General features: G+C 51.1%; 21 protein-coding genes. 17 read left to right on the top strand and 4 right to left on the bottom strand.

What is annotated here, in order from left to right:
- The first annotated feature begins 123 nt into the window (after positions 1–123).
- Entirely contained in the window at positions 124–852 is a 729-nt protein-coding gene (locus tag GOV45_RS08750; RefSeq protein ID WP_170476464.1) for an SDR family NAD(P)-dependent oxidoreductase, read from the top strand.
- 37 nt (positions 853–889) lie between these two features.
- Here GOV45_RS08750 and GOV45_RS08745 read toward each other — a convergent pair whose 3' ends face one another.
- A complete protein-coding gene (locus GOV45_RS08745) occupies positions 890–1,645 on the bottom strand; it encodes an N-acyl homoserine lactonase family protein (RefSeq protein ID WP_170476462.1) in 756 nt (251 codons plus the stop codon).
- Between the two features lie 42 nt (positions 1,646–1,687).
- Between GOV45_RS08745 and GOV45_RS08740 the strand changes: the two genes are divergently transcribed.
- Positions 1,688–2,809, top strand: a complete 1,122-nt coding sequence (locus GOV45_RS08740; protein ID WP_170476461.1) for a pyridoxal phosphate-dependent aminotransferase — start codon at positions 1,688–1,690, stop codon at positions 2,807–2,809.
- Between the two features lie 196 nt (positions 2,810–3,005).
- Here the strand turns inward: GOV45_RS08740 and GOV45_RS08735 are convergent, their stop codons facing one another.
- Positions 3,006–4,919 (bottom strand): DUF3604 domain-containing protein, encoded by a 1,914-nt coding sequence (locus tag GOV45_RS08735; protein WP_217362443.1) that lies wholly within the window; start codon positions 4,917–4,919, stop codon positions 3,006–3,008.
- A 435-nt stretch (positions 4,920–5,354) separates the two neighbouring features.
- Here GOV45_RS08735 and GOV45_RS08730 point away from each other — a divergent pair, with 435 nt between their 5' ends.
- From GOV45_RS08730 to GOV45_RS08660, 15 genes are all read left to right on the top strand, one after another.
- Positions 5,355–10,772, top strand: a complete 5,418-nt coding sequence (locus GOV45_RS08730) for a GAF domain-containing protein (protein ID WP_170476459.1) — start codon at positions 5,355–5,357, stop codon at positions 10,770–10,772.
- A complete protein-coding gene (locus GOV45_RS08725) occupies positions 10,769–11,101 on the top strand; it encodes an Hpt domain-containing protein (RefSeq protein ID WP_170476457.1) in 333 nt (110 codons plus the stop codon). Before GOV45_RS08730 ends, GOV45_RS08725 begins: the two co-directional genes overlap by 4 nt.
- Positions 11,094–12,125 carry a response regulator gene (locus GOV45_RS08720; RefSeq protein WP_170476455.1) on the top strand — a complete coding sequence of 344 codons (1,032 nt, stop codon included), beginning with the start codon at positions 11,094–11,096 and terminating at the stop codon, positions 12,123–12,125. Before GOV45_RS08725 ends, GOV45_RS08720 begins: the two co-directional genes overlap by 8 nt.
- A gap of 438 nt (positions 12,126–12,563) precedes the next feature.
- Positions 12,564–13,820, top strand: coding sequence for a guanitoxin biosynthesis MBL fold metallo-hydrolase GntH (gene gntH, locus GOV45_RS08715; protein WP_170476453.1), 1,257 nt, complete (start codon positions 12,564–12,566; stop codon positions 13,818–13,820).
- A gap of 514 nt (positions 13,821–14,334) precedes the next feature.
- On the top strand, positions 14,335–14,505 hold the full coding sequence (locus GOV45_RS08710; RefSeq protein ID WP_170476451.1) for a Flp family type IVb pilin: 171 nt from the start codon (positions 14,335–14,337) through the stop codon (positions 14,503–14,505).
- 143 nt (positions 14,506–14,648) lie between these two features.
- Positions 14,649–15,461: a Flp pilus assembly protein CpaB gene (gene cpaB / locus GOV45_RS08705; protein WP_170476450.1), complete on the top strand. Its 813-nt coding sequence runs from the start codon at positions 14,649–14,651 to the stop codon at positions 15,459–15,461.
- A 23-nt stretch (positions 15,462–15,484) separates the two neighbouring features.
- Positions 15,485–17,053, top strand: a complete 1,569-nt coding sequence (locus tag GOV45_RS08700; protein ID WP_170476448.1) for a pilus assembly protein TadG-related protein — start codon at positions 15,485–15,487, stop codon at positions 17,051–17,053.
- Between the two features lie 5 nt (positions 17,054–17,058).
- Entirely contained in the window at positions 17,059–17,565 is a 507-nt protein-coding gene (locus GOV45_RS08695; protein WP_170476446.1) for a TadE/TadG family type IV pilus assembly protein, read from the top strand.
- Positions 17,562–18,257 (top strand): TadE/TadG family type IV pilus assembly protein, encoded by a 696-nt coding sequence (locus tag GOV45_RS08690; protein ID WP_170476444.1) that lies wholly within the window; start codon positions 17,562–17,564, stop codon positions 18,255–18,257. The genes GOV45_RS08695 and GOV45_RS08690 overlap by 4 nt, the downstream gene beginning before the upstream one ends.
- Before the next feature lie 25 nt (positions 18,258–18,282).
- The gene (locus GOV45_RS08685) at positions 18,283–19,491 is read left to right on the top strand and encodes an AAA family ATPase (protein WP_170476442.1); all 1,209 of its coding nucleotides are present in this window, start codon (positions 18,283–18,285) and stop codon (positions 19,489–19,491) included.
- A gap of 14 nt (positions 19,492–19,505) precedes the next feature.
- On the top strand, positions 19,506–20,894 hold the full coding sequence (locus GOV45_RS08680; RefSeq protein WP_170476440.1) for a CpaF family protein: 1,389 nt from the start codon (positions 19,506–19,508) through the stop codon (positions 20,892–20,894).
- 3 nt (positions 20,895–20,897) lie between these two features.
- A complete protein-coding gene (locus tag GOV45_RS08675; RefSeq protein ID WP_170476439.1) occupies positions 20,898–21,869 on the top strand; it encodes a type II secretion system F family protein in 972 nt (323 codons plus the stop codon).
- Positions 21,870–21,879: 10 nt separating this feature from the next.
- Positions 21,880–22,881, top strand: a complete 1,002-nt coding sequence (locus GOV45_RS08670; protein WP_170476438.1) for a type II secretion system F family protein — start codon at positions 21,880–21,882, stop codon at positions 22,879–22,881.
- Between the two features lie 228 nt (positions 22,882–23,109).
- Positions 23,110–23,964, top strand: coding sequence for a helix-turn-helix transcriptional regulator (locus tag GOV45_RS08665; protein WP_170476436.1), 855 nt, complete (start codon positions 23,110–23,112; stop codon positions 23,962–23,964).
- Positions 23,954–24,439 (top strand): prepilin peptidase, encoded by a 486-nt coding sequence (locus tag GOV45_RS08660; protein ID WP_170476434.1) that lies wholly within the window; start codon positions 23,954–23,956, stop codon positions 24,437–24,439. Before GOV45_RS08665 ends, GOV45_RS08660 begins: the two co-directional genes overlap by 11 nt.
- Positions 24,440–24,571: 132 nt before the next feature.
- Here the strand turns inward: GOV45_RS08660 and GOV45_RS08655 are convergent, their stop codons facing one another.
- Both GOV45_RS08655 and GOV45_RS08650 read right to left on the bottom strand, forming a co-directional pair.
- Positions 24,572–25,630: an adenylate/guanylate cyclase domain-containing protein gene (locus tag GOV45_RS08655; RefSeq protein WP_170476433.1), complete on the bottom strand. Its 1,059-nt coding sequence runs from the start codon at positions 25,628–25,630 to the stop codon at positions 24,572–24,574.
- Positions 25,627–26,016 (bottom strand): DUF1987 domain-containing protein, encoded by a 390-nt coding sequence (locus GOV45_RS08650; protein ID WP_217362361.1) that lies wholly within the window; start codon positions 26,014–26,016, stop codon positions 25,627–25,629. The genes GOV45_RS08655 and GOV45_RS08650 overlap by 4 nt, the downstream gene beginning before the upstream one ends.
- Positions 26,017–26,022: the final 6 nt, after the last annotated feature.

The following is a 26,022-nucleotide window of genomic DNA, read 5'->3' as shown; positions in this document are numbered from 1 at the left end:
GAAAATTTGCCAAGATTCAGCTCTACAAGTGCCGACCGAAGTTTTCGCGGATGAACCTTGAACACTCTAGCTTCGTATCAGAAACTCAAACCAATTATTTTGATGCGGAAAAAAGGATTTACAATGAAAACAGCGATTGTAACCGGAGCTGCTGGCGGGATGGGGCAGGCCATCTGTAGTAAACTAATAATTGATGGCATGCATGTGGTCGGTATCGACATAAATGCCGGCACACTGAATAAGTTGGAGACAGAAATCGGCGCGTATTTCGAACCAGTTTGTCTTGACCTGACACAACCAGACGAAATTGCAGCCGCGTTTTCCGACATCAAGGATAAGCATGGTGGTTTGGATGTGCTCGTCAACAATGCAGGCACGTGTTTTATGTCGGATTTTCCAGAAATCCCAAGCAGCGAATTCGACCAGCAAATGGCAATAAACTTCTCCTCTGCATTTTATTGCTGCCAAGAGGCGGTTCCGTTGATGCTGGCACGGGAAGGAGTCAAAAAGATCGTCAATATCTCTTCCAACGGAGCCTATAATTTCGATGTTTTTGACCCACCGCATTATCGGGCGTCCAAAGCGGCGATGGATACGTTGACCAAAGACCTCGCGCGCCGCTACGCCCGCGAAAAAATTTGTGTGAACTCCATCGCGCCTGCCATGACCGAAACACCGCTATTCGGAGTCTTGTCAGAACAAGTACTGCAAAGTGCAATTGAAGCGATGCCACACGGACAAGCGATGCAACCTGCACAAGTCGCAGATTGGGTCAGCTTTCTTATCTCGCCTGCAGGCGATATTTGCAGCGGTAATGTTATCATACTCAACCAAGGAAGAGATGTTCGTTAGATAACAAACAGCTGCATCACCCATGTTTTGATTATACTCAGGTATAAACTTCGGGGGCTTTTCGTAATTTGGGCCACTGCTCCGGGCAATGCCCATAAATCACAAAAGCGCCCTGTTCTGCAGCCAGTGCCATCAGCCGATTAGCACTTGCAATTGCAACAGTTTCGTCCCACGAGCCCACGAATTTTTCATCGATCTCCGCGGGCCGTGAAATCGCGTCGCTTGTTAATAAAACCGGGCCGGAAGGTAATTCGACCATCAACGCGATTTGTCCCGGCGCATGACCAGAGGCTTCAAGCACCGTCAGTCCTGGTCCAATCGCGACATCACCTTCAACCTGAAGATAGTTTCGGTCTGGCCATTCCAAAGGCTGAACACCGCCCCAATACAGTGGCCGAGGCAGCGTTCGTTCTTTGGCCGATATCAGGATGGGTACGTTGGGAAACGCATCCAGGCCTCCTACGTGATCAATATGAGTATGAGTGCAAACATGCAGTGTTATGTCGTCTGAACTCAATCCAAGTTTAGCCAATTGTGCATTCGGTAGATTGCCTGGCCCACATTCAAGCACTTCGCCGAACTCGTACAACCGGTCTTCTTTCGAAGCCGCATCTGTATCGATTGCGTATTTTTCAGGGAAACCGGTATCGATAAGTATAGTCTCGTCCGCATCCGTTCGGATCGCGAACCCACAGATACCTATAACACGACCATTGGCATGGACCTTAAAAAGCCCGTAATCCAAAACGGCCAGTTCCGCGGGTCGCCCTTTGACAAAACCTTCAGCTTTCACGCAAGCTCTCCTTTGGTACACAGCAAGCATTGAAGGTGGGGCATGAAAGTCAAGATACATACACTTTTTCAATATCTGCTGGATACTACCGAAGCTGAGCCAGAAGCGTTTATTGGCTTCTCGCTTTCTGAACCGCCCCGCTTGGGTGAGTTTTTGGATGCGCTTGACCCCGAATTGCCGTTGGATTGGAACCAGAAAAGTTTTCGCGGCCTTCCTAGGTTGCGCGAGCGGGTGCTGGAAAACACTGACTTGGCAGATGCTTGCCAGCCCGATGACGTTTTGATTACAGCAGGGACGGCCGAAGCGAACTACCTTGCCTTTATGCAATTGGTGCAACGAGGCGACGAGGTCGTGACCGAGCGTCCTGGCTGGCCACAAGCCGGTGTGCTGGCTGACGCTGTGGGGGCCAAATTAAAGGTGATTAATCGAGATGAAGCTTTGGGATGGTCTCTTCCACTCGACGCTGTAGAGGCAGCGGTCACCGATCGTACACGTATGATTTTTCTCACAAACCCCAATAACCCGACCGGCAAACTCATGCCGCGTGACGAATTAGAGCGTTTGGTCAAAATAGCGGAGCGGGTCGGTGCATGGCTGCTTGTGGATGAGGTTTATGCCGGCCTAGAATGGGAAGGTGAACGCGCACCATCGATCGCCGGCATGTATGAGCGGGGGATAACCACAGGTAGTGTTTCGAAGGCTCTTGGAATGCAGGGTTTACGCACAGGTTGGATGATCTGCCGCGACCCTGATCTTATTTGGGACGCCATTGTACTGCGGGAAAACTCAAGTGAAATCATGAATATTTTGGGAGAGACAATTGCGGAAATCGCGCTGCGTCCTGAACGATACAAGGCAAAAATTCAGTCGGCTCGGGCTGCTGGCAGCCAGACGCTTAATCACTTAGATCAATTTGTTGCCCATCAACCTCAGCTTAACTGGGTTAAACCTGAGGCAGGTCTGATCGGTTTGGCAAGGTTGACTGGAATTGATGGCGACACATTCGCAAAACGACTTTTGGCTGAACCCTACCGAACTTTTCTGTTACCCGGATCATCCTATGAAATGCCAAACCATATTCGTTTAGGAGTAGGGGGCGGCACCGCAACAAATCTGGACAAAGGGTTGGATCGGATGTCAAAGTTGTTGATGGAACTCAGTTAGTCAGGGTTTTCAAAAACTTGCAGCATGGTTCCCGTCTGAGATTACGAACCCTGATCCAAGAAGTGGAATTTAGAAAGTTCATCACCATGAGAGCGTGCCAGGTTTACTCAAAAGGCCGGCACTAATGAACACTCGGCAAATGGTTGCATCCAGCCATTTGCTAACAAGCTAAGCTGCGTTGAATTCCCTGAGACTGTTAGTTCGAGGTGTACCAAATCGGTGAAGTGTAAGCGCGGTCCTGAACTTCAGCTGGAACAGATTCAGGCAAGGGAATGTCGTAAAATGCCGCGTCGATCGTCGTCCAACGGGGTTTTGGGATTTCGATTACTCGGACATAGTAAAACGCATTATGAGCCGGATCGAATTCCGGATCTTGCCAATATGCATCGAGCGAGGCAGATCCAATAGAATTACTATAAGTCGCAGCGTCGATGTCTACTGTTGATCCAACCGGTTCACGAGCCCGCCCGTCGGCACCGATCTCACGATCATCTGAAACGGCGACGTCATAAACGCGCTCATGAGTTTCGCCCGCCTCGTCAATCCAACCTTTGATGATTTGGACGCGGTCCAGGTTTGCACCGTCAGGATCGCGTAGGGAGCGGATAAGGAAACCGGGTGAAGCTCCGTCCGGTGCGTTCGCAAGTTCACCACCCATTGGCACGCCATTTTGATAGCCATTTGAGACAAAATCTGATGAACTAAGGTCATCCGCATCAAAGTTCCAACCACCAAAAACCCGGACCAGCATTCTCGGCCCGGTTGTGGCGTAAGCTTCTTTGCGTTTGATCGCACCGTGAACTTCCTCTCGTGTATTTTCACGCGCCCAAACTGCCGTAAGGCCGGCAGCGGATTCCTGTGCTGTGATGATCCGAAGTGCCGGATCTTCTGCAGGAATAACATCAAAGTTATGGCGGTTCGCAGAGGGTTCGGTGTGTTGATACTTGCCAAAATAATTGTCTTCCCGCGTGGTCGGCAGTGCGGTGTGTGTGTCGGTCGTCCCGTAAAATCCGAATTTGAACGGGTTGACGCCAACCTGTCGTTGAACCTCTAATCCGACCTTCAAAGCAGATCGGCCATATTCATAGCGCAGCATCTCAGGCGTCTTTGCGACAGTTCCAGAAATATTCGCAACGTCCCAGGTTTCAAAATCCGCAAATTCATCGTCAGGCGACAAAATTGGATGCGTTTCTTCATCACCCTTAATTTGTGTCACTTCGTGCATTGGCTCCCAGCGGATACGTTTGGCGGCGTATTCTGCATCCATAGGAGAACCGTCAAATTTTGTCGGCGCAAACATTATCCCGTTTGATATGTTACCATTGTGCGGAACGGAAATTGCGCTTCCGCCCGTCCCGGCTTCGTAGGCTGCCAGATAATCCCACAAAGGTTCAGGATCTTCGCTTTCAAAGTATGTGTATGGTCGGGTCCGGCTTGTTTTTTCCGCGCCATCCCCAAAGATTATGACGCGATGCAGATTGTTGCCAAGCGGTGTGGACGTCCATTCATATCCGGCAAGAGAGGTGAACACGCCGGGTTCATAGTAATCGTCAACGGTCTCTACAATCTGCTGCCAAAGGTCACCATCCAGATCCAGCCCAGCCGTCGGGTCGCGCCCCTCAACTGATGCAATTTCGATAATGTCTGCAAAAGCTGCCATGCGACCTTCCTGACCGGAATTGAACCGCTCGTAGGTCAGGCGACCCCATTCGTCTGCTAACAGTCGCGGATCCGCTGCACGCACGGCTGTTGCCAAACCTAACATTTCCGCGTGTTCGGTAATTGCGAGGAAGTCGAGTGGTCGAATGAGCTGAACAGGTTGCCCGGTGTTCGATGTAATTCGTTCGCCTCGTGCCACGCGAAATGCGTCATGAATATTCAGCGAAGTTCCAACTAGTCCAGCGTCAAATGAGATTTCAGTGTGAAAGTGCAGATCACCGAACAAAACACGATCAGGATAAGATCTGTCTACGAACGGCGAGTAGTTCTGCATTGGAACCACATTGTCTGGCGGAACTTCGCCTTCAAAAGCAAGCGCAGTGTTGGCCGCTAGCAAAACCGAGACAATTGAAGCACTAACCATATTCGGGAAAGTTTTCACGCTATTCATGTTCGCCCCCCAATTTTAAACAACGCATCAGACAGAAAAAATAAAAAAAGTTAGGCAACACAATGCACTAATTTACGCAAAAAATCAATTAACCACGCTGTTTGTTGAATTAGTAAGAGAGAGCAGCGCCGTCTGACTTGTAAACAAGCCAAAGCTAAAAATACGCAATATCGCAACGATGTCCTGAATGTTCTGCGATGCCTTTCTTGGCATCATGAGTTAGGAACCGACGTGTTGTGATTTGATACGAAAGAACGCTTAGGCGCGGCGATAGGAGCGATGTAAATGCAAGCATTCAACAACGCGATAAGTTCCAAACCACGTTCCGCAAAGAATCCGGTAATATTGGCGGCGAGTAATTAGTGTTCTCACTTTCGATAAAGGGTTAACGTTGGATAAGACTCAACTTTAGGCCCTGATACTAAATTAATTGATGTGAAACGGACGACAGATTCTTTCTCCGACTCGGATGTCGCCAAACCTGATGTTTCCTCAGAGGTCGCATCTGAGCTGAAGGTGCGGCTCGATGCTATGTCAGACATTCTGAGCCGGATGTCAGTTTCGCGCCACGATGAAGGGCCGGTTTTTGACGCGATCCTGAAACACAGCCGGGACATATGCGATGCACCAATGGTTGGGCTTTTTCTGGCGGCGGTAAAAGGCGACGCAATGCAGCTTGCCGCCCAGATCGGGCTTCCACCTAATGCAATCAAATTATTCGATGTTGAGCGAATGAACTTGAACGCAGACGGGTCTTACCTTGCCCAGTGCATAGTGAGATGCGAACTGGTGACATGGGCGAACATTGCCGACAGCCCACTCTACAATGGTGGCAACCCGATCGTACGATCAATGACTGATGAGATCGGTTTGCGTAGCGTTTTGTTTGTCCCAATTGTACTTGATGGCTCCGCAGTAGGGTCATTGGCGCTGTATCGCGACGAAGTAAATCCGTTTTCCGGCAGCGATATCGCGACGGCACAAACCTTCGCCGCACAAGCCGCGATCGCAATTGATAACGTCAGACAATATCAGGCGCTTCAAGATCGACGCGCTCGCGAACGTGCAACAGGCGAGGTGCTATCGGTCATCAGCACATCGCGCGATAACGAGCGCCCTGTGTTCGACACCATTCTCGAAAACACGGCACAGCTTTGCGAAACAGATGTTGCCACTCTTTCCCTGATGAACACAGAGGGTACGCATCTGGAATATGCGGCCCATATCGGGGATACGCTGTCGACCTATGAGGTCGGCGTCGACCGTTGGTCTGTGGGCTCCAACCTTCAGATTGCTCAATCAGTTCGCGAGAAGCGTATTGTACACTCGGTCGACCTACGCGAGACTGATCTTTATCTTCAAGGGGACAAGTGGCGAAGGCAGCTTGCCGATGACGAAGGCGTTCGCACATTTCTGACAGTACCACTCTTAAAGCCGGACGGGACGCCCGTTGGCTGCATCGGAATTTACAGAAAAGAGGTGCGGGCCTTTTCCGAAGATGAGATTTCTCTTGTCGAGACCTTCGCAGCGCAGGCTGTAATCGCTATCGAAAACGTACGCCAGTTTCGGGAAATCCAAACTCGTCTTGAACGGGAAACGGCTTCGCGCGACATTCTAGAAGTCATCAGTCAAACGCGCGACGATGACCAACCTGTTTTTAAAACGATCCTCGAAAATGCTTGTCGATTGTGCAATGCACAACTGGCTTTTCTTTCTGTTGCAGATCATGCGAAGGGGCGGGTCACGATACCGGCCAATGTAGGCGCCCGCGCAGAGTTCAATGAAAACTTAAAGGGTTTCGACGAACCCCTAAGCCGCAAAGAGCTGGTGGCAATCCGGCCGATCCATGATGGGCAGATAATCCGGCAGGATGATATAGCAGATGACCCGTTGTATTATCGCGACCGTGATCCCAAACGTGTTCAAATGGTTGAAGTGGAAGGCGCTCGGTCGGTTCTGGCGGTTCCCTTAATGAAAGACAGAAAAGGGCTGGGGGTTATCGTTCTGTACCGTCGCGAGGTTGCACCATTTTCCAACGATGACGTCGATCTGGTGCGAACTTTTGCTGCCCAAGCCGTTATCGCGATTGAAAATGTGCGCCAATTCCGCGAGTTGCAGGCGCGCACCGCCGAAGTGGAAGAGGCGTTAGAGTATCAGACCGCGACCTCAGACGTGCTGGAGGTGATCTCTCGCTCGCCCAACGAAGTTCAGCCAGTTCTGGATGCGATACTAGAAGTTGTTGAGCGCATAATTCGGCACAGAGGTGGATACATCGCATTGCTGAACGAAAATACCGGGCTTTATGAGGCACGGGCCATTCGGCATGCGTCGCCAGAAATGGTCAAAATCGTTCGAAGCACTCCTTTTGCGGCGGACGAGACGACCACCACGGGCCGTGTTGCGATGTCAGGTCAGACGGTCCACATACCTGATCTGGAAAACGACCCCGACTATGGCTGGGCGCATAAAGCGCGGGTCGGCAACTATGCCTCGACGGTTGGCGTTCCAATGAACAACAATGGTCGCACAGTAGGTGTCATCACAGTCGCCCACACAGAAACCAATGCTTTTTCGAAGAAACAAATTGCCTTGTTCGAAACTTTCGCCGCGCAAGCTGTAATCGCTTTGAACAATGCAAGCCTGTTCGATGAAGTACAGCGTCGTACTGCCGAAGTGGAAGAGGCGCTTGAATACCAGACCGCAACCTCCGAGGTGCTGGACGTCATTTCGCGATCACCTAATGACCTGCCGCCAGTCCTTAATTCAATCTTGGATGTTGCCTCGCGCATCTGCCAGCCTGAATACGCCTTTTTCGCCATGATCAACCCAGAAGATGGACTGTATCGTGTAGCCATGTCCAAAAACGTCAGCGACGATTTCCTGACCTTTCTTGCGGAGAATCCGATTAAGCCGGAAGAGGGATCATGCATCGGACGAACGGCCTTGCATGGTGAAACCGTGTATATTCGCGATACACGTAACGATCCTACCTATACTTGGAAAAAAGCGGCAGAAATTGGCGACTACCTTACGACGTTGGGTGTGCCTCTGATCAGCAACAATGTGACGGTAGGTGTTATTGTTATGGCCCACCGCAAGGCCGACGCCTTTTCCGAAAAACAAATAGGCTTGCTTGAGACATTTGCTTCGCAGGCGGTTATTGCGATTAACAACACACAGCTATTCCAAGAAGTTCAGGATCGGACTGCCGAGGTCGAAGAAGCGCTGGAACGACAAACAGCGACGTCCGAAGTTCTGGAAGTTATTTCTAACTCTGTGGAGGACGCAAAACCGGTTTTTGACAAGATCTTGGACAGCTGCCAAAAGCTGATAAAGTGCAACGATCTGTCAATTTTGACACTGGGCGAAGAAGACCGGATTCTATTGGGCGCGGTACGTGGTCCAATTGGCGAGTTAAGCGCAAGGGGATATGAGCCGCTGCCAGTGGCGAAAACGATTGTAGCGACTGCGATCAGTGAACGAAGAGTCGTGCATTGCCCGGATGCGATGCGTGGTCCCGACACATCTCTGGTAATTCAGAAGGTTGCAGAAAAGGTCGGGAATTTCTCCTGCCTTATCGCTCCGATTGTGTGGAAGGGAACGGCAGTCGGAGCGCTGTTTCTTGCACGCAAAATTGCAGAAGATGGCAGCGACCTTCCGTTCCTTGGGCGTGAAATTGAGATACTAAAGAATTTCGCTGATCAAGCAGTTATCGCCATCCAGAACGCGCGTATGTTCAAAGATAACCAAACGTCACTTGCGCGACAGACCGCGAGCGCCGATGTGCTCAGGGTAATAAGCCAATCACCGACCGATACAACGCCTGTTTTTGAAGTCATCGTTAATTCCGCGACAAGGCTTGTTTCTTGTGACTTGGCTGTCGCAACACTGGCGGATGATAACAATTGGTGGCAAGTAGCTTTGGCTTCTCCTGAAGGTTTAATTCGCAATTTTGGACAAACGCGCCATCCGCTTGACCCAGAAGACAATTTCCTTTCGTCTGTGCTTTTGTCCGGAAAAACGATGCATATGCACGACTTGTCGTCGCATGAACTGCCGCGTTTGGCGAAAAAGTTGCAGGAGGAAAACGGTTACGAAGCTTTTCTCGGTGTGCCGCTGATGCGCAGTGGCAAATGTTTGGGTGGACTTGTGTTCATTAGAAAAACAAAGACGCCGTTTTCGGACGACGATATTGCTATGGCGGAATCCTTTGCTGATCAGTCCGTAATTGCCATCGAGAATGTTCGTTTGTTTCGCGAAGCCCAAGCGGCGCGCGAGGCGGCCGAGGCCGCCAACGAAGCCAAGAGCGCATTTCTCGCCACGATGTCGCATGAAATTCGCACGCCTATGAATGCGGTAATTGGGATGAGCGGCCTGCTGATGGACACTAAGTTGGACGATGAGCAAAATGACTACGCCCGAACCATTCGCGACAGCGGCGATGCGTTGTTGGGAATAATCAACGAGATTCTAGATTTTTCGAAAATCGAAGCAGGCCAGATGGATATCGAATATCATCCATTGGACTTGCGAGATTGTATTGAGTCAGCACAAGATTTGATCGGCAACAAGGCGGCAGAAAAGCATCTTGAGATCGCATATCTGATGGAGGATGACGTTCCGCCCGGCATCAGTGCCGACCTCACTCGGCTGCGGCAAATCCTGCTCAACCTATTGTCGAATGCAGTGAAATTTACGGAAAAGGGCGAGATCTTTTTGAAAGTGAGCGCAACGCCGACGGAAGACGAGCACGTTCTGATCAACTTCGCGGTTCGCGACACAGGTATTGGTTTGAGCAAGAAGGGGATGGGTCGTTTGTTCCAATCCTTCAGCCAGGCTGACAGCTCGACAACTCGAAAATATGGTGGCACAGGATTGGGACTTGCTATCTCAAAACGACTTGCCGAACTGATGGGCGGCACCATGTGGGCAACGAGCGCAGGCGTCGGTAAAGGTTCGACCTTTCATTTCTCTATCCGGGCTAAACCCGCCCAATTACCAAAATCCAAATCTCGTGACTTGATCGGTGTGCAATCTGAACTGGTAGGCAAGCGAATTCTGGTTGTCGATGACAACGCGACAAACTTGAAGGTGCTTTCCCTGCAGACCTTGAAATGGGGAACCGAAACGACCGCATACAAAAATCCGGAAGACGCCATAGGGGCGCTAGAGAAGGGCGCACAATTCGACCTCGCAATATTGGATATGCACATGCCTCAGATGGACGGGCTTGCGCTGGCCCGTGCCATTCGCAAACTGAACGAAAATATCCCAATGATCCTATTCAGTTCACTCGGCATTCGCGATGTCGAAGCCGAAGCAGGTTTGTTTTCGGCTTATATTACTAAACCATTACGCCAATCTCAGCTATTCGATACGTTGGTCACTCTCTTTGCGCCGTCAGAGGCCCCAAAGGAAGACAGGAGGATCCAAAAACCCAAAATTGATCCCGATATGGCGAAGTGGCATCCACTTCGCATTCTTTTGGCGGAAGATAATCTGGTAAACCAGAAGCTCGCGATACGCCTGCTCGAACAAATGGGCTATCGTACCGATCTGGCCAGCAACGGTATTGAGGCCATCGAAAGTGTCGCTCGTCAAACCTATGACGTCATTTTAATGGATGTGCAAATGCCGGAAATGGACGGGCTTGAAGCATCTCGAAAAATTAACGCATCCCATCCCGATGACCGTCCTAGGATCATTGCGATGACCGCAAACGCAATGCAAGGAGACCGCGAAATGTGTTTGGCTGCCGGAATGGACGACTACATCGCAAAGCCAATCCGCGTGGATCGCCTGATCGATGCACTTTCCCGCACTCCTGCTCGGTCTCCAAGGAAACGCAAATGACCAAAGACATCATTGACCCTACTGTTTTTGAAGAGCTTTGCGCAGCGATGGGTGAAGATTTCGCCAGAGAATTGGCGGCCACTTTCTTAGATGACGCAGAAAACATGTTTGCCGAGCTGAAAGGCTCGGTCAAAAACCAAGACGCCGACACCTATCGCCGTGCGGCTCACTCCATCAAGTCGAACGCGCAAACCTTTGGTGCAATAACTCTGTCCGAACGGGCTCGTGATATCGAATTGTCAGGCGAAATCGACGGTGCGGCGGTGGATGTCCTCAGGGCTACATTTGACCAAACTGCGACGGCGCTCACAGGGCTTTTGAATGGTTGAGAAAACCGGGCATCTTCTGATTGTCGATGACAACAAGGTCAATCGAATTTTGATGACTCGAAGTGTCGAGATGTTGGGACATCGAGCATCGGTTGCACACAATGGCAAAGTCGCAATGCAAATGCTTGCCGAGGATGATTATGATGTCCTGCTACTGGATATAGAGATGCCGGAAATGGACGGGTTTCAAGTGCTTGAAGCACTTAAAGGCGATCCGACACTTCGCGATTTGCCAGTCATCGTTACATCTTCGGTTGAGGGGCTCGAAAACGTCGTTCGTTGCATCGAACTGGGGGCTGAAGATTATATCGCCAAACCTGTGAACAAAGTGCTGCTCCAGGCACGCCTGAATTCCAGCCTCGAAAGAAAGCAGCTATACGACGAACAAAAGCGGCTTCTAGGGCGATTTGCGACCGAAGAGGTCGCTCAGGATCTGCAAGCGTCGGGTTTTGCTATCGGCGGTAGCCGGATAACTGCGACAGTCCTGTTCTGTGATATTCGAGATTTCACCGCGTTGTCTGAACCCATGCCACCCGAAGCGACGATTGAACTGTTGAACACCTATTATACCCTGATGTTCGAGGCAGTTACGAGTCATGGTGGTATAGTGAACTTGATGGTTGGTGATGGCTTGATGGCCTTATTTGGCGCGCCTCAACCTGTTGATAACTCAGCGCAAAGCGCGATTTCTGCGGCGCAAGAAATGAGTAGAATGATCGATATGCTAAACGAAGAGCGAACAGCCTTGGGCGAGAAGAGGCTGAAAGTGGGCTTTGGTGTGGCTACCGGCGAGGTAGTAGCAGGTTATGCAGGTACGCAGACGCGCGCCACGTATACGTGCATCGGTAAAACAGTTAATCTTGCCGCCCGACTAGAAGCACACACCAAGATCGTGGATCGGGCCATTCTATTTGATGCGGAAACACGACAGAACCTTTCAGCCTCTGCCGATTGCGAGCAATTAGAGGAAGCACTTTTCAAAGGATTTTCGGAGCTGACCGAAGTGTTCTCAATCCGGAATTAGATATAGTCTAAAAGTTGATATCGAAGTCAGCGGTGGTTTTCTATTGGGCGGCAGTTTGATTAATTTGTTCGGCCGAAGCCGCTTCATAAACTGCCAATAAATAAAACCCCGGCGCAATTTCGCAAAGGCATCGGATCACTTCATCGGCAAAAACGCGAAGGCAATCAAAATGCAGTTAGTGTTCAGTATTTAGGCCAGCGAGAAAAAAGGGTTTTAGAGGCAAAGTTGAATCAATTCGATAAAATCGAATTTGGTTAGCTTGGTCCAATCTCTGTCGACGCCTAAATATTATCCTATCCAGCTTTTGTCGATACAAACTGCGCTGTTCCCGATCTGCACACAAAGACTTGCAATACGCATTCAAAAACTGCGATCCTTGAGTGACACGACATTGAGTAACTTTGGGTTTAATCGGAATCCCAGTGGGGGAGAATAGCAATGATATTTGTTGGCAAGACTGCTCGGGCAATTGCGCTTGGCGCCGTAATATTAGCAAGTTCAGCAGCTGCTGCGATCGCGCAAGATAAAGAACCTGCTGAGTGGTCGAGAACCGACCCATATCCCCATCAAACAGTTTATTACCCAGGAACAGAAGCCCTTGGGGCGGACGAAATGCGGGTAATTGCTTGTGGAACCGGGATGCCCCAGCCGCGTTTGAAACAAGCTGCAGCGTGTTTCCTTGTTGAATTGGGAAATGGTGAGAAATTTATATTCGATATGGGCGAGGGCTCTTATGAACGGATCATGGCGCTAGGGATACCTTTGGATCAGCTAGACAAAGTGTTCCTGGGACATTTGCATCTTGATCACGCCGGTGATTTTCCAGCGTTCTATTTTACAGGCCCAGTGAACAACCGTTTGACTCCAGTCCGCTTGTGGGGACCAGAAGGGATTAAGCCAGAATGGGGTACCAAATCCTGGGCCGATCACATGATGAAGATGTGGGCCTGGGAGGAAGCGACCCGTGGCGCGGCAGTTGATCCGCGCGGACTGCAACTGGAGGTGAACGAATTTGATTGGAAAGCCGTCAACAATGTCATTTTTGACGAAAACGGTGTTCAAGTCAGAACGCTCCCTGCTATCCATGGCGAGCAAGCAGTCAGTTTTCTGCTGGAATGGAACGGTCTCAAGTTTGCGTTTTCCTCTGACACTCTTCCGACCCGATGGTGGAGAGAGCACGCAGCTGGTGCTGATCTCGCCATCCACGAATGCTTTACCCCCCCTGAGTTCATGATCGAAAAATACGGTTTTGAACCGTCAGAGGCGATTTTCGTCGGTTCACAGGGTCACACAGCGGCGCAGGCTTTTGGCAAGATCATGTCCGAGACTGAGCCGAGGCTGGCGGTCTGCTATCACTTCCAAAATGACCATGACATCGCATTGGCAGTGTATTCTGCAATACGGGAAACTTACGACGGCCCGTTGGATTTGGCGGCAGATTTTATGACTTGGAACGTAACAAAGGACAGCATTCGCACCCGTCAGGGAGTGCCCAATGAAGAGTCATTTCCGGCCCCGGTGCAGATGGCCAAACAGCCGCCAGACTCTGCTGCAGAGTTCCCATTCTCCGAGTTCGATCTTGAAAGCATGGATTTAGGAGCTGCCGAGGCTACTAACGACATGATCGAAGCCTTCAATGAGCGTTCGGGTAACAACGAGGTTGGCGCTTACACTAGTCTGCCGTTCAAAGAGTAAAAACAGCTCTGCGGGCGCGCAAAAATCCGCGGCGCCCGCAGAAAAGACAGATCCAAGAGCACACTTTTGCCACAATTCGCACGTCGTTCATTGAAAGGCATCGGCGAAGTTCTGTGTAAGGTTTCCCTGTCAACAGCTTTCACAAATTGAATGTAAATTGACGAAGGCAATCGGCTTTTCCAACCGGCAGAAACGCCTGTTCCGGCCAGAGTTAGCCGGGCAGGGCGGCTTCGGTATTTTCTTCGAAGGCCGAATTCCATCGGGTTCAAACAGTGCACGAATCGCGATCTGGGTCGGCTGGACCAATAGCCAAAAAAGGCGAATCTGGGGCAAAGCAACAGTCAAAGCGCCAATTCTTTCACCTTATACGTGTGTTTTTCCACAGTTTGGATGATGCGCGCCCTGATCCATGAAGCGTAGTTTTAATGCAGGCTCCGTCTTTAAGGGGGGGTTGTTAGCGCCGTCAGTTTGTACGGCATCAGTGTGTATCTAGTGAGTTAACTAGGAGAGTAAAATGTTGAAGCTTTATGTAATGATGAAAACCCTGGCACGTGACGAGCGCGGTGCGACCATCGTCGAGTACGGTGTTGCCCTGACCATTGTCACGGCAATTGCAGTTGCGACCCTCACAGCTTTGGGCGGCGACGTTAACGGCCAGTTCACCGCGGCAGAAGGCCTGATGTAATCACCTGCTTGCACTCAAAGTACGCGGTGCAATTCGCGCCGCGTACTTTCCAACCAAGACAAGACTTCTTGATCTATCGGCATAGTGCAACCGTTCAAAGCATTTCATTCGTTGAAAGCTAAGAAGTAGCGAAGGAGAACCAGATGAGATTTTCTGCCATTTTCACTGCATTAACGGGGTTGGCTGTAGCTGGCGGATCGGTTTACGTCGCACGCGATTACATTCAGTTCGACACCGGAACTGCAAGTGCTGCTGTCGAGAGCGAGACTGTCAGCGTAGTTGTTGCTTCACGAGACATTTCATTTGGCGAAGAGATTGAGCCGGGGTCACTGACGACGATCGAATGGCCTCGTGGGTCTGTTCCAGTCGGCGTGTTTACGGAATATGACGACCTGATTGCCGCCGCCAGCATGCCCTCGCGACGCGCGCGCAGAGCGATTGCCCAGGGTGAATTGATCCTGAACAACAAAGTTTCCGACTTTGGTGAGAAGGTCACCATCGTCCAGACAATTGGCGATGATCACCGCGCAATGGCGATTGAAGTGGATGCCGAAACCGCAGTTGGCGGATTTGTCACGCCGGGTGATCGCGTCGATATCGTCATGACGACTGGCGAGAAAAGGGACATGCACGCCGTTACGATATTGCAAAATATCAGGGTTATTGGTGTTGACCAGGAATCCGATGAGCAAACCGACCAGCCCGTAGTGGCGCGGACGGTCACAGTTGCAGTTACTCCGGATCAGGTTCAGCGCCTCGCGTTGGCCCAACGTGCGGGTCGGCTAAGCCTGACGCTTCGGTCAGTCAATGACACCGAGGACAAGGCGCTGACCATGACCCGCTTGAACGATCTTTTGGTGGATGAACCTCAGGAAACTGGGTCGGACGAAGAGCCTGTCCGCACGATCGTCCGCGTTCGTCGCGGAACCGACGTGACCGAAGCAATTATCAACTGAACCCTAGAAGGAAAGTAGCGACCGTGTCCCGCCCAAAAATCATAAGTCAGTTCCGCAAGTCCGAAGACGGTGCGATTTTGGTATTTGTCGCCGTGGCACTTTCAGTGATGGTCGGCATGGCCGCTATTGCCTTTGATATTGGGCGGGTTACGACCACGCAGTCTGAACTGCAAAGTTTTGCCGACAACGTGGCACTTGCCGCGGCTGGTGAACTGGACGGCCGCCCAGATTCAATCACTCGGGCTACAAACGCCGCGGCCAACATGATCAGTGACACTCAAACCTTTGGGGTGCGCAACAAAGATCAGCTTCTTTCTGGTGACACAGACTACCAACTGGAGTTTTATGAGAACCCACCCAACGATACGGTAGAGCCTGCCCAACCGGCTCAACTGCTTGATCCGTCCGATGCGGCAAGTGGACCAATCGCGGCTTTCGTCCGGGTAACCGTTGACGTCCACGAAGTTGGAACGCCCCTGGCTGCGGCCGCAGCGGCACTGCTAGGTGATGCGCGTCCCTTTGCAAGTGTGAGCGCGGACGCCGTGGCAGGATTTACACTGTTGGCCTGCGACATCACACCCATGTTCATTTGCCTGCCGCCAAGCCTTGACCTTGCAGAAGGTCAGCTTGTGCAGATGGTCAGCCAAGGTGGTGGAGATGACCAATGGGGACCTGGAAACTTCGGTTTTCTTTCATCAGATCAAGCTGTTGCGATTGATGATGCCGGCGCGTGCTCTCCTGCTCCTCCGGGTCAAGAGGACGCCTGCGCCCTAGCCGCGTCTCGTGCCGTATCAATGTGCTTTAGCCAAAGGGGGGTAGAAACCCGCCCAGGTATCAGCATCGGTAATATGATTGCGGGATTTAATACACGGTTTGACAGATTTGAATCCAGCGCTGGTCAATTTCAGAATGATGCACGCTACGATGTAGACAACTTTGCGTCCTCGCCACATGTTCTTGATGGTTGGATAACCGCTGCGCAGGGTAACAATTGCACCAGCGAATTGGCGCCCGCGTACGAAGTCGATGGAGTTATCGACCCGACTGCAACGGTGGGTTTGCCTCTGGACGATTGCTTTGCCGACGGTTCATGTCCGACGTCCCGAATAGGTAATGGAATGTTCAATGATGGTCTGGAAGACTACCTGACCATCAATTACGGGGCTGATTTCAGCAATCCGGTTCCCACAGGAATTCCTGCCTGGTTCCCGATGAATGGTACTCGGTACGACATCTACAACGCCGAGGTGACCAACCAAGCTGCGCTGGAAGCCATCCTGGCAGCAGGCGGTAAAGCCGAAAGCAGCTTGCCCTCTTGCCAGGCACCTTCGGTTGGGCGTGAAGATCCACGTCGTCGTGTCATAACCGTGGCTGGTATCGATTGCATCACATACGAGTCCGAACTCAACGGCGGATCGGGCACCATTCCGGTAACAAGCTTCATCGAGATGTTCCTGATCAGACCTTCGGAATCCGGCAACACCGGTGCCAACGCCGTAATCTACGGAGAGGTTATTCAAAACGTCTCTGAAGGTATTGGCGGGTTGGGTGTTGGGGGCATCGTTCACGATCTGGTTCAGCTTTACGAGTGAGGGTCATGTCTGGTTTGTCTCAACATATTCAAAGAGTGATCCGCCGCTTTCGCAGAGATGAGGCAGGCGCTGCCTTAGTAGAATTCGCGATCCTGCTTCCGATCATGTTGGCGACCTTCGCCCTGATAGCCGAAGGTGGCCGGTTGTTCTGGTCGTATCAGAACGCGATCACTGGTGTTCGCGACACTGCACGTTACGTTGGGCGGATTGCTCCGGCGGACTTGTGCTCTGCTTCACCAAGTGCCTCGATCGGAGACTTTCAGGCATCCGTAGCGACCACGCTAACGTCTCTTTCAACCACAAATATCACCATTGGGTTAGACGATCTGTCCCTGGAATGTGTAGGAGCCGCTGGAGAATATCGGGTTTCTCCAACTCCGGTGGCAGTACTTTCCGCATCACTAACAATTTCGGATCTGCCCTTTGCGCCGTTGTTCCAACTTGTAGGCGGTGCGGGGATGACTCAGATCCAGACCACTGTAACTGACCGCAGCCGGGTGTTTGGACCATGAACCGCCGCATTCACAGCATAACCCGTGAATTGTCACGATTTTTCCGTAAAGAAGATGGTTCGACCATTGTCGAAATGGCGTTTGTCATGCCGATTTTCCTTCTTATCTTCTTGGGTCTGATAGATTTTGGCCGATTGGCATTTCATTACGTGGCCGCGGAAAAAACAGCGCAGGTCGCTGCCCGCATGGCCGCGGTGTTGCCCGCGGCCTGCGGAGGCGTTCCAATAACCAACAGCAGGGGTGGTTACACAGACATAACTGGTCCGCGTTTTGGGACGAATTGCGACTTTGCATCCGGCGTTTGTGTGGAACCGGCTGCAACAATTTGTACCGGCGCGAATCCGCCAAATGCCGCGGCGCAAGACACAGTCGACGGTATTTGGAACATGCTGCAGTTTGCCGTTCCCAACGATCCAACTGCAACCTTTGATGAAAGCAACATTACGTTTGCATACGAATTCGACCCGCAAATGAATTTTCTTGGCGGCCCCTATGTGCCGATGGTCACCGTGACCATCGAAGAGCTTCCGTTCCGTTTTGTATCCCCACTAGGAGCGCTTGCTGCTTTGGCGATTGGTGGGGCAACGCCGCAAACCGATGATCTGACGAATGCCACCACGGGCTTCAAGATCTTTTCCGATTTCAGCGCAACGCTTCCAGGCGAAGACCTCGCCTCGGGAACCAGCGGTTGAATGTTCTAGCCATAGGAGCTGTACAATGACCCACAAATCATTAGCCCTGATTTCAGACAACGAGGCGATACAAAGTTCTGTCGCCCGCGCGGTTGACCGATTAGATGATCATTCGCTGGAGACGCTTTCCGGTACGTTGTCGTCGGTCAACGGACACGCAAGCCAGTTGCTGTGTGACAATGATCTGTTGGTTTTCAGCCTACCAGAAGAGCTGGATGTGGACGTCGTCAGCGATCTGCGTCGCAGCGCGGGCCCTGGCGGCACAATTCTCGCCCTTAGCGATCGCGACATTACGCTGTCAGAAGCCCGCGCGCTCAACAAATTGGGCGTAGACGAAATCTTGCCCTTTCCGATAGCACAAGACGAGCTGACCGAACAGATTCAGCGCCTCACGTTGGACAAGTCCTTGCTACCAGCGATCTATAATCCGCAGATGCATCGTTTGGGGCATGTCATCAGCGTTTGCCCCGCGCGCGGAGGTATTGGTGCCTCGACCCTCGCGATAAACTTGGCGGATCAGTTGCAGGGACATTCAGGCTTTTTCAGAAAAACGACCAAAAACAAAGTTGCTGTTGTCGATCTGGATCTGCAATTCGGAACAATTGCAACGGCGTTGGATCTGCAACCCTCCTCCGGGCTTATGACAATGGCTCAGCAAGGTGTGACGCCGGATCGGACATTTATTCAACAATCGATGGTGCAACATTCATCCGGTTTGGAAGTGCTTAGCGCACCCGAAAGCTTCATGCCTTTGGACGTTCTGACCCGTGAGCAAATCGCTGCACTGATCGAGACTTTGCGCATGGAATTTGATTATGTCGTCGTCGATCTGCCGCGTGTTTTGGTTGATTGGGTTGGTGCTGTAGTCAACGCTTCTGATCGGATGTTGATGGTCAGTGACAGCTCGGTTTCTTCGGTTCGCCAAGCCTGCCGTCTGATTGACTTTTTTGCCAAGGAACGCTTGGAGCCTCCGGTCGAGATCGTGTTCAGCCGGGAAAGGAAGCCGACCTTTCGGTCCAGTCACCACATCGAAGCCCAAAAAGCATTGGGCCGCGATCTGAAATTCTGGCTGCCGAACGACGAGCGCCACGCAAAGCAATCATTGGACCGGGGCGAACTGCTGTCGCAGACAGCCAAAAGCTGCGCCCTGTCCAAATCGATCCGCACGATGGGTCACAAAATAATGAGTGAAACAGAGGTCGGAAGTAACGACCAGAGAAACAAAGCTGCCTGATTGGAGTCTATGAGATGTTTGAAAAGTTTACACGCGCCGGACGCACCGATGAGGCCGAAGTTATTCATCTGAATCAACACGCTGAGCAAAAATCTCAGGAGATGTTGGAAGAGATGGCCGTTGAAGAAAAAGAATTGGCTGAATGGCTGGAACTAAAAAGCACTCTGCACGAGGCATTGCTTGAAAGGTTGAACCTTTCGGTCATTGAAAAAGTTGAAAATGATGTGTTGCGCCGCGAAGTTGCCGGTGTTGTCAGTAGTGCCCTTTCTCAGACCGGCCGTCCGCTTAACACCGACGATTTCAATCGAATCGTTGATGAGCTTTTGGATGAAATTCTGGGCTTCGGTCCCCTTGAACCGCTTTTGGCTGATCCGACGATCAACGATATTCTCGTAAATGGATATCAAACCGTGTACGTCGAGCGTTCTGGTTTGCTTGAAAGAGTACCTGTCCGTTTCCGCGACGAAAAACATTTGTTGCGTGTGATCGACAAGATTGTCAGCAAGATCGGCCGCCGCGTCGACGAACGCCAGCCTTGGGTGGACGCTCGTCTGGAAGATGGCAGCCGTGTCAACGCTATCATCCGCCCTTGTTCGATCGACGGTCCAAGCGTATCCATTCGAAAGTTTGCCAAGTCGAAACTGACGATGGAAAAACTTGTGGAAAGTGGAGCGCTGAACGAAGCGGCGGCGCGTTTCCTTCAATCCCTGGTATATGCACGACTGAACGTTTTGATTGCGGGCGGTACAGGGTCGGGGAAAACGACCATGCTGAACGCGCTGTCTTCATATATTGACCACGGTGAACGTGTCGTCACGATTGAAGACGCGGCAGAACTGCAACTCCAGCAAGACCATGTCGTGCGTTTGGAGACGCGCCCGCCATCGCCGAATGGCGACGGCCAAGTCATTCAGCGTGACTTAGTGCGCAACGCACTGCGTATGCGTCCAGACAGAATTATCGTGGGTGAGGTTCGCGGCGCTGAAACCTTTGACATGCTCCAGGCAATGAACACTGGCCACGATGGTTCCATGACGACCGTGCATGCAAACTCAGCGCGAGATTCTTTGGGTCGCTTGGAGCAAATGGTTACCATGACCGGAATAGAATTCCCTGCTTCGGCCATTCGATCACAAATCGCATCGGGTTTGCACTTTATCGTGCACCTGTCGCGACTGGCGGATGGATCACGTCGCGTTACCAGCATCTCGGAAATTACGGGAATGGAAGGCGAGATTGTCACTATGCAAGACATTTTCGTTTTCCAGAAAAAGGGCCGTTCGGAAAGTGGAGAGGTCATCGGACAATTTGTTCCTACGGGAATTCGTCCAAAGTGCTTTGATTTCCTTACATCCGCCGGTGTCGATCTTGCGCCAGAAACTTTCCGTGTATCGAGAGGGTAAGCCATGGACAGCGTATATACCGCCGAATTGCTGAATTATCTGACGCTGGCATGCGTCTTCGTCGGAATATTCATGCTGGTAACCGGGTTGACCCACTTTGCCAAGCGTGGAGAAAACCGAGCTGAGGCCAGAAATCGCCGTCTGCGCATGGTTCAGCAGGGCGTTTCAGATGAAGAGCGCCTTTCAATCTTGCTTCCAGATAACCAGACGGGCATTTGGGCACGGGTTCCGTTTTTTGGAAAGCTGCCAGAAACGCTTTTGCAAGCGGGAGTGAATATATCCCCGCAGAACTTTCTGCTGCTGTCAGCAATGGGAACAGCAGCGGCGGCCGTTGCCGGCGTCTTTTTCCTTCCTGCTTGGCAGGCTGTTCCGATTGCGTTCCTCTTGGGTGCAGTCGTGCCCGCGTTGATTGTCAAATCGCGTCAGGCAGAGCGCCAAAAGTTGCTGACGGGTCAGTTGCCCGATGCATTGGAACTGATGGCGCGGGGTCTTAGGATCGGTCATCCGGTTAATACGTCGATCAAGGCCGTCGCGGATGAGATGCAAGATCCCATCGGGTCAGAATTTGGGATCATCTTCGATCAGATCAGTTTCGGTGACGAATTGACCGATGCCGTTCAAGATTTTGCAGACCGTGTAGGTTCCGAAGACGCGCAATATCTGGCCGCCAGTATGGCAATCCAGCATGGAACCGGTGGTGATCTTGAACGGATCGTTTCCGTCTTGGCCAACGTGATCAGAAGACGGATCGCATTGCGCGCCCGGATCAAAGCAATCTCGGCCGAAGGACGTTTGTCCGGAGTTCTTCTTTCGATCATCCCGTTGGTGATCATGGGACTGATGTCAATCAATGCGCCGGGATACTACACCGACGTCAGCGACGACCCGGCGTTCATCAAACTCGCCATTTTGGTCGTCGTTTTGATGATCTCTAACGTCATCATCCTTTACAGACTCGTTAACTTTCGGATTTGAGGACAGTTCCATGGATCGTATTTTGGAAATGATATCGCTGCGTTTCGGACTTCCTACCGAAACTATATTGCTTACAATTTTTGGGCTGGGCGTGTTGCTGGTTTTCTTTGCGGTGAGTTCGGCCCTGAGCCGACGCCACCCTGCAGCAGTCCGCATTGCTAACCTGCGTGCCCAAAGGTTCGATTCACGCAATGATCGCGGTCTGTTGCGCGAAACAGTTGCCACCCCCAAGGGCCTTTTCAAAGCGGCGCTTCCAAGCAGACAGTCCGAGCGGCGCAAGATCGAAGAAAAGCTGCTCCAGGCGGGCCTGACTGGTCCAAATACACTACGTATCTACACGCTGACACGTGTTTGGCTGGGTATTTTCGTTCCTATGATCGTAGCCTTGCTGATAGTCGCGTCAAAAACACCGGGAATTCCTTTCCCAAGGTCGATTGCAGGAACATTTGAATCCATTAGCAAAGCGAATGCGATCCAGCTTATCGGGTTGCTGACGGCAGTCGGTTATTTTCTTCCGGCTTTCTGGTTGAACCGACGTCAAAAAGAACGCCAACAAAAGATTCGTGACGCTTTTCCAAATGCGCTCGATCTGCTGCAGATATCGCTGCAAGCCGGACTTGGTTTTGATGCTGCGATGACACGTGTAGGAAATGAGTTGGCCGTTGCCTCACCGGACCTCGCCTTTGAGTTTTTGAACACACAACACGAAATCCAGGCTGGGCGACCACGCGCAGAAGCGCTGTCTGACATGGCAAAACGCACTGGCATCGACGAGATCCGGTCATTTGCGACCGTTGTGCAGCAATCCATGCGTTACGGAACCAGTATGTCAGAGGCTTTGACTACTTATGCCTCGGAAATGAGAGACTGGCGTGAGACCAGAGCGCAGGAATTGGCTAACCAGCTGCCCGTGAAAATGTCGGCTGTATTGGCGGCGCTGATGCTGCCCACGTTGATAATTATCACGGCGGCGCCTTCTATGATTCGATACTTCCGCGGCTTTGGGGCGTAGTATTCGACCCCAACCGCGCTACAATAGGCCCTTCAGTGCACCTATGTTGCCAATTTTGTGAACAAAAGAAGGTCTTCTTCTTCCACTTTTTGCGCAGGTACGGAGATTAGTTCAAAGTTAATTTTGTGAATATGTGGAGTCCGGCCACACAAAAAAAACCGAGACATATCGACGGGTGGGGGCGTCTGTCGAAAGGTGTTGGTCAAAGTTTGACCGATGGTAAATGGTATGAGTGTTATGTTTTCGGCGCATAATTCTGCGTCAGCTGCGGTGGCTCCTACACCAGAATTGCTAAAGGTTGTCGCTGTCCTGTGTCAGGCTTCGCAAGGGAAAGTTCCACTGTTAAACGCACTGCGTGAAACAGCCCTGGCGATTGGGGCAGATGTTATCTCAATTAGTCGCGTTGATCTGTCCTGCGAAAAAGGTTCTGCAAAGGTGCTCAGCGCCGATGTCAGACATCAGCGGCCCAGCTCCTCGGGAAGTTTTGATTTCTGCGTAGCGCCAGCCGTCTGCGGGGTGAATATGAAACGCGCCAAGTCGGGATCGGCGTGGTTCGGATCAATGAACGATTTTGCTGATCACGCTCGTCTGTCCGAACTTTATAAAAACCGCCGATTGTCAGAGTCAGTGTCCATATTGCTCGAAAGGCAGAATGGAGTATCGGACTTTTTGGAATTGCATTTTTGCCGTCCTATTTCTTCGGCTTTAGCGAACGCCTTGACGCTTATGGGCCCAGTTCTTTCGGACTGCTGGAAAAAAAGGTCTCTTGGCAGATTCTCTGAAACACAGCTTGTGAACGCGCGTAGAAAATCTGTGCGTACGGATGTCAAAGAGATTTTGTCCATGGAAAATCCGTGCAGATTGAGCAGAGCTGAATATAGGGTCTGTCTGCTATTGGCTCGGGGGTTGAACAACAACGCGTTGCTTTCCGAGCTCTCGATCTCGATTTCGACCCTTCGTACACATTTGCGCAATATCTACATTAAGACCGGAACGTCTTCACAAACGGAACTAATTCACGACTTGCTTACTCCGATTGTGAATCCCAAGCCAGCATCGGCAGGAGGCGCGTATGTCGCCTGAGTTCGTTCAGTTGGGGCCACTGATATTGATCGCGCCTTTATTGATCATTATGGCATTGCACGATTTGAAGTTCCTAAAGATCTCAAATTTTCTGGTGCTTGCGATGATCGCAGTTTTCTTGCTTTCGGCGCCATTCTTTCTTACGTGGCAAGAGATTTCATATCGAATTCTTTTTGCGGTCGCCGTGTTCTTCCTTGGCTTCGCTGGTTTTGCGTTTCGCCTTTGGGGAGGGGGAGACGTAAAGGCAATTGCCGCATTGGTGCTCTTCGTACCGAGCTATAGCCTGTTATTATTTTTCTTTTGCTTTGCTGCTTCGATGGGTATCGGCATGTTCGTTGTTGTTTCTTGTCGCTTTCTTGTCTTGCCGCAGTGCGTTTGGAGCGCATTGCGTCCAAAAGCGGGTTATCCGATGGGGGTATCAATAGCTATGGCCGGTATTCTGTTGCCTTTTGCTTCGTTGATGCTTGCTGCGTAGGCTGTTTTTACAAAGAAAGAAAAATGGCGAAACATATAGGTTTACGGCCTAGATTATTCTTTCGAAGATTGGCGCTTAACAATTTCCGACCATTGTCTGCGGTTACGAGGGAATTCCATCCGGTTTCCAGATTTATGAATCAAAGTTGCGCAATGACGTAAGAGCGGATTGTAAGATACTGGTACTTTCAGCACGCTCTTCTGGCGACATGGCTGCTGGGTCCAAGACCAATTGAAAATTCGGCTTGTCGCATCGGACTTTTGTAGAAAGAGTGGGTGCCCCTTTTTGACCTAAAACGCGGTAGGTCATGACGGGCTGCGTAACACCTTTTACCTGTATCGGTCCCACCTCTTCGGTACTGATTTCGTCTTTTATGTGTGCCCAAGTCTCGTAAGAGATAAATATTTCTCCCTCATCGGCCTGATGTTCAAGCCGAGAAGCGATATTCACCGCTCCGCCAATAATGGTGTAATCCATTCGGTCTTCGCTGCCAAAATTTCCGACAGTACAGTAGCCTGTGTTGATGCCAATTCGGCATTGCAATTCTTGTCTTATTCCTTGGCGTTTCCATTCGACCTGCAATTCAGCCAACTTGTCCCGCATCGCGATCGCCATGCGTACACAGGCCAACGCATCTTCGCGCACCCCTTTTGTTTCGGGATCACCGAAAAAGATTAGGATGGCGTCACCGATAAACTTGTCAATGGTGGCGCCATGTTGCAGCGCGACTTGCGCCATCTCTGTTAGATAACTGTTCAGAAGTTGAGTTAGGTCTTCGGACTCCAACTGATCAGTAAGCTCTGTAAACCCCGCTACGTCGGAGAAAAACACGGTTAGTTTTTTCCTTTGGCTCGCAAGTTTCACCTCCTGACGACCGGAAAAGATAGAATTATATACCTGGGGGGAGAGATACTTTGCGAGTTTGCCCGATAAGGCCTCAAGTTCGTTGTTTTTACGCGAGATTTCCTCTGCAGCGATACGCTGCTTTTCTGCCAAGGCATTCAGCTCCCGTTCGTTGCGATCACTCAATCGCATCATGCGCCGCGTGGTTTTTAACAGTTTTCGGTATTCCACGACGAGCCGTCGAATTGGATCTCGTGTCTCGTCACTAGGGAACTTTCCGCTGTCCAAGGCAGATTCGGCGCTCTCGAGAACCTGTTGTTCCCGAGAAAATAGATCGTCGAGTGTCATCTATCCGACAACTTTTTTAACGTGAACTTGGCGTGCTGAAGATCCTCACCAAACTCTTCCCCAAGCTCTTCCATGGTTTCATCTTCTGGATCGTGAAACCAGAAAACCTCTATTTCTTTTCCCTTTTCGGCCGCTGAGTCCAAGAGTTCCATTATCATCATTATGGCTTTTGCGCTCGACGAATTGAAATAGATGAGCTCAAAATCAAACCGACATTTAGAACTTGCGTCACCCGATAACCATTCTTTCAGGGCTTGAAACAACGGGTTGTAGAACGTGGTAACATCTTCGGGATAGGATTCTCCGATTAGCTTCAAGCGACCTGAGTCAAAGTCAAATTCGACTGTCGGTGTACGGTTTGTGGCGGGGATCTCAATTTTTTCCATAAGTCC

The organism is Ruegeria arenilitoris (genome assembly GCF_013035425.1).
GTDB lineage: Bacteria > Pseudomonadota > Alphaproteobacteria > Rhodobacterales > Rhodobacteraceae > Ruegeria > Ruegeria arenilitoris_A.
The sequence above is the reverse complement of the archived record's forward strand: the minus strand, read 5'-3'. Positions and strand labels throughout refer to the sequence as shown.

What these genes read in the sequence shown, in the direction of transcription:
- GOV45_RS08750 (WP_170476464.1), top strand. Translation starts at nt 124, where the DNA reads ATGAAAACAGCGATTGTAACCGGAGCTGCTGGCGGGATGGGGCAGGCC.
- GOV45_RS08740 (WP_170476461.1), top strand. Translation starts at nt 1,688, where the DNA reads ATGAAAGTCAAGATACATACACTTTTTCAATATCTGCTGGATACTACC.
- GOV45_RS08735 (WP_217362443.1), bottom strand. Translation starts at nt 4,919, where the DNA reads ATGAATAGCGTGAAAACTTTCCCGAATATGGTTAGTGCTTCAATTGTC.
- GOV45_RS08725 (WP_170476457.1), top strand. Translation starts at nt 10,769, where the DNA reads ATGACCAAAGACATCATTGACCCTACTGTTTTTGAAGAGCTTTGCGCA.
- GOV45_RS08720 (WP_170476455.1), top strand. Translation starts at nt 11,094, where the DNA reads ATGGTTGAGAAAACCGGGCATCTTCTGATTGTCGATGACAACAAGGTC.
- gntH (WP_170476453.1), top strand. Translation starts at nt 12,564, where the DNA reads ATGATATTTGTTGGCAAGACTGCTCGGGCAATTGCGCTTGGCGCCGTA.
- GOV45_RS08710 (WP_170476451.1), top strand. Translation starts at nt 14,335, where the DNA reads ATGTTGAAGCTTTATGTAATGATGAAAACCCTGGCACGTGACGAGCGC.
- cpaB (WP_170476450.1), top strand. Translation starts at nt 14,649, where the DNA reads ATGAGATTTTCTGCCATTTTCACTGCATTAACGGGGTTGGCTGTAGCT.
- GOV45_RS08695 (WP_170476446.1), top strand. Translation starts at nt 17,059, where the DNA reads ATGTCTGGTTTGTCTCAACATATTCAAAGAGTGATCCGCCGCTTTCGC.
- GOV45_RS08690 (WP_170476444.1), top strand. Translation starts at nt 17,562, where the DNA reads ATGAACCGCCGCATTCACAGCATAACCCGTGAATTGTCACGATTTTTC.
- GOV45_RS08685 (WP_170476442.1), top strand. Translation starts at nt 18,283, where the DNA reads ATGACCCACAAATCATTAGCCCTGATTTCAGACAACGAGGCGATACAA.
- GOV45_RS08680 (WP_170476440.1), top strand. Translation starts at nt 19,506, where the DNA reads ATGTTTGAAAAGTTTACACGCGCCGGACGCACCGATGAGGCCGAAGTT.
- GOV45_RS08675 (WP_170476439.1), top strand. Translation starts at nt 20,898, where the DNA reads ATGGACAGCGTATATACCGCCGAATTGCTGAATTATCTGACGCTGGCA.
- GOV45_RS08670 (WP_170476438.1), top strand. Translation starts at nt 21,880, where the DNA reads ATGGATCGTATTTTGGAAATGATATCGCTGCGTTTCGGACTTCCTACC.
- GOV45_RS08665 (WP_170476436.1), top strand. Translation starts at nt 23,110, where the DNA reads ATGAGTGTTATGTTTTCGGCGCATAATTCTGCGTCAGCTGCGGTGGCT.
- GOV45_RS08660 (WP_170476434.1), top strand. Translation starts at nt 23,954, where the DNA reads ATGTCGCCTGAGTTCGTTCAGTTGGGGCCACTGATATTGATCGCGCCT.
- GOV45_RS08655 (WP_170476433.1), bottom strand. Translation starts at nt 25,630, where the DNA reads ATGACACTCGACGATCTATTTTCTCGGGAACAACAGGTTCTCGAGAGC.
- GOV45_RS08650 (WP_217362361.1), bottom strand. Translation starts at nt 26,016, where the DNA reads ATGGAAAAAATTGAGATCCCCGCCACAAACCGTACACCGACAGTCGAA.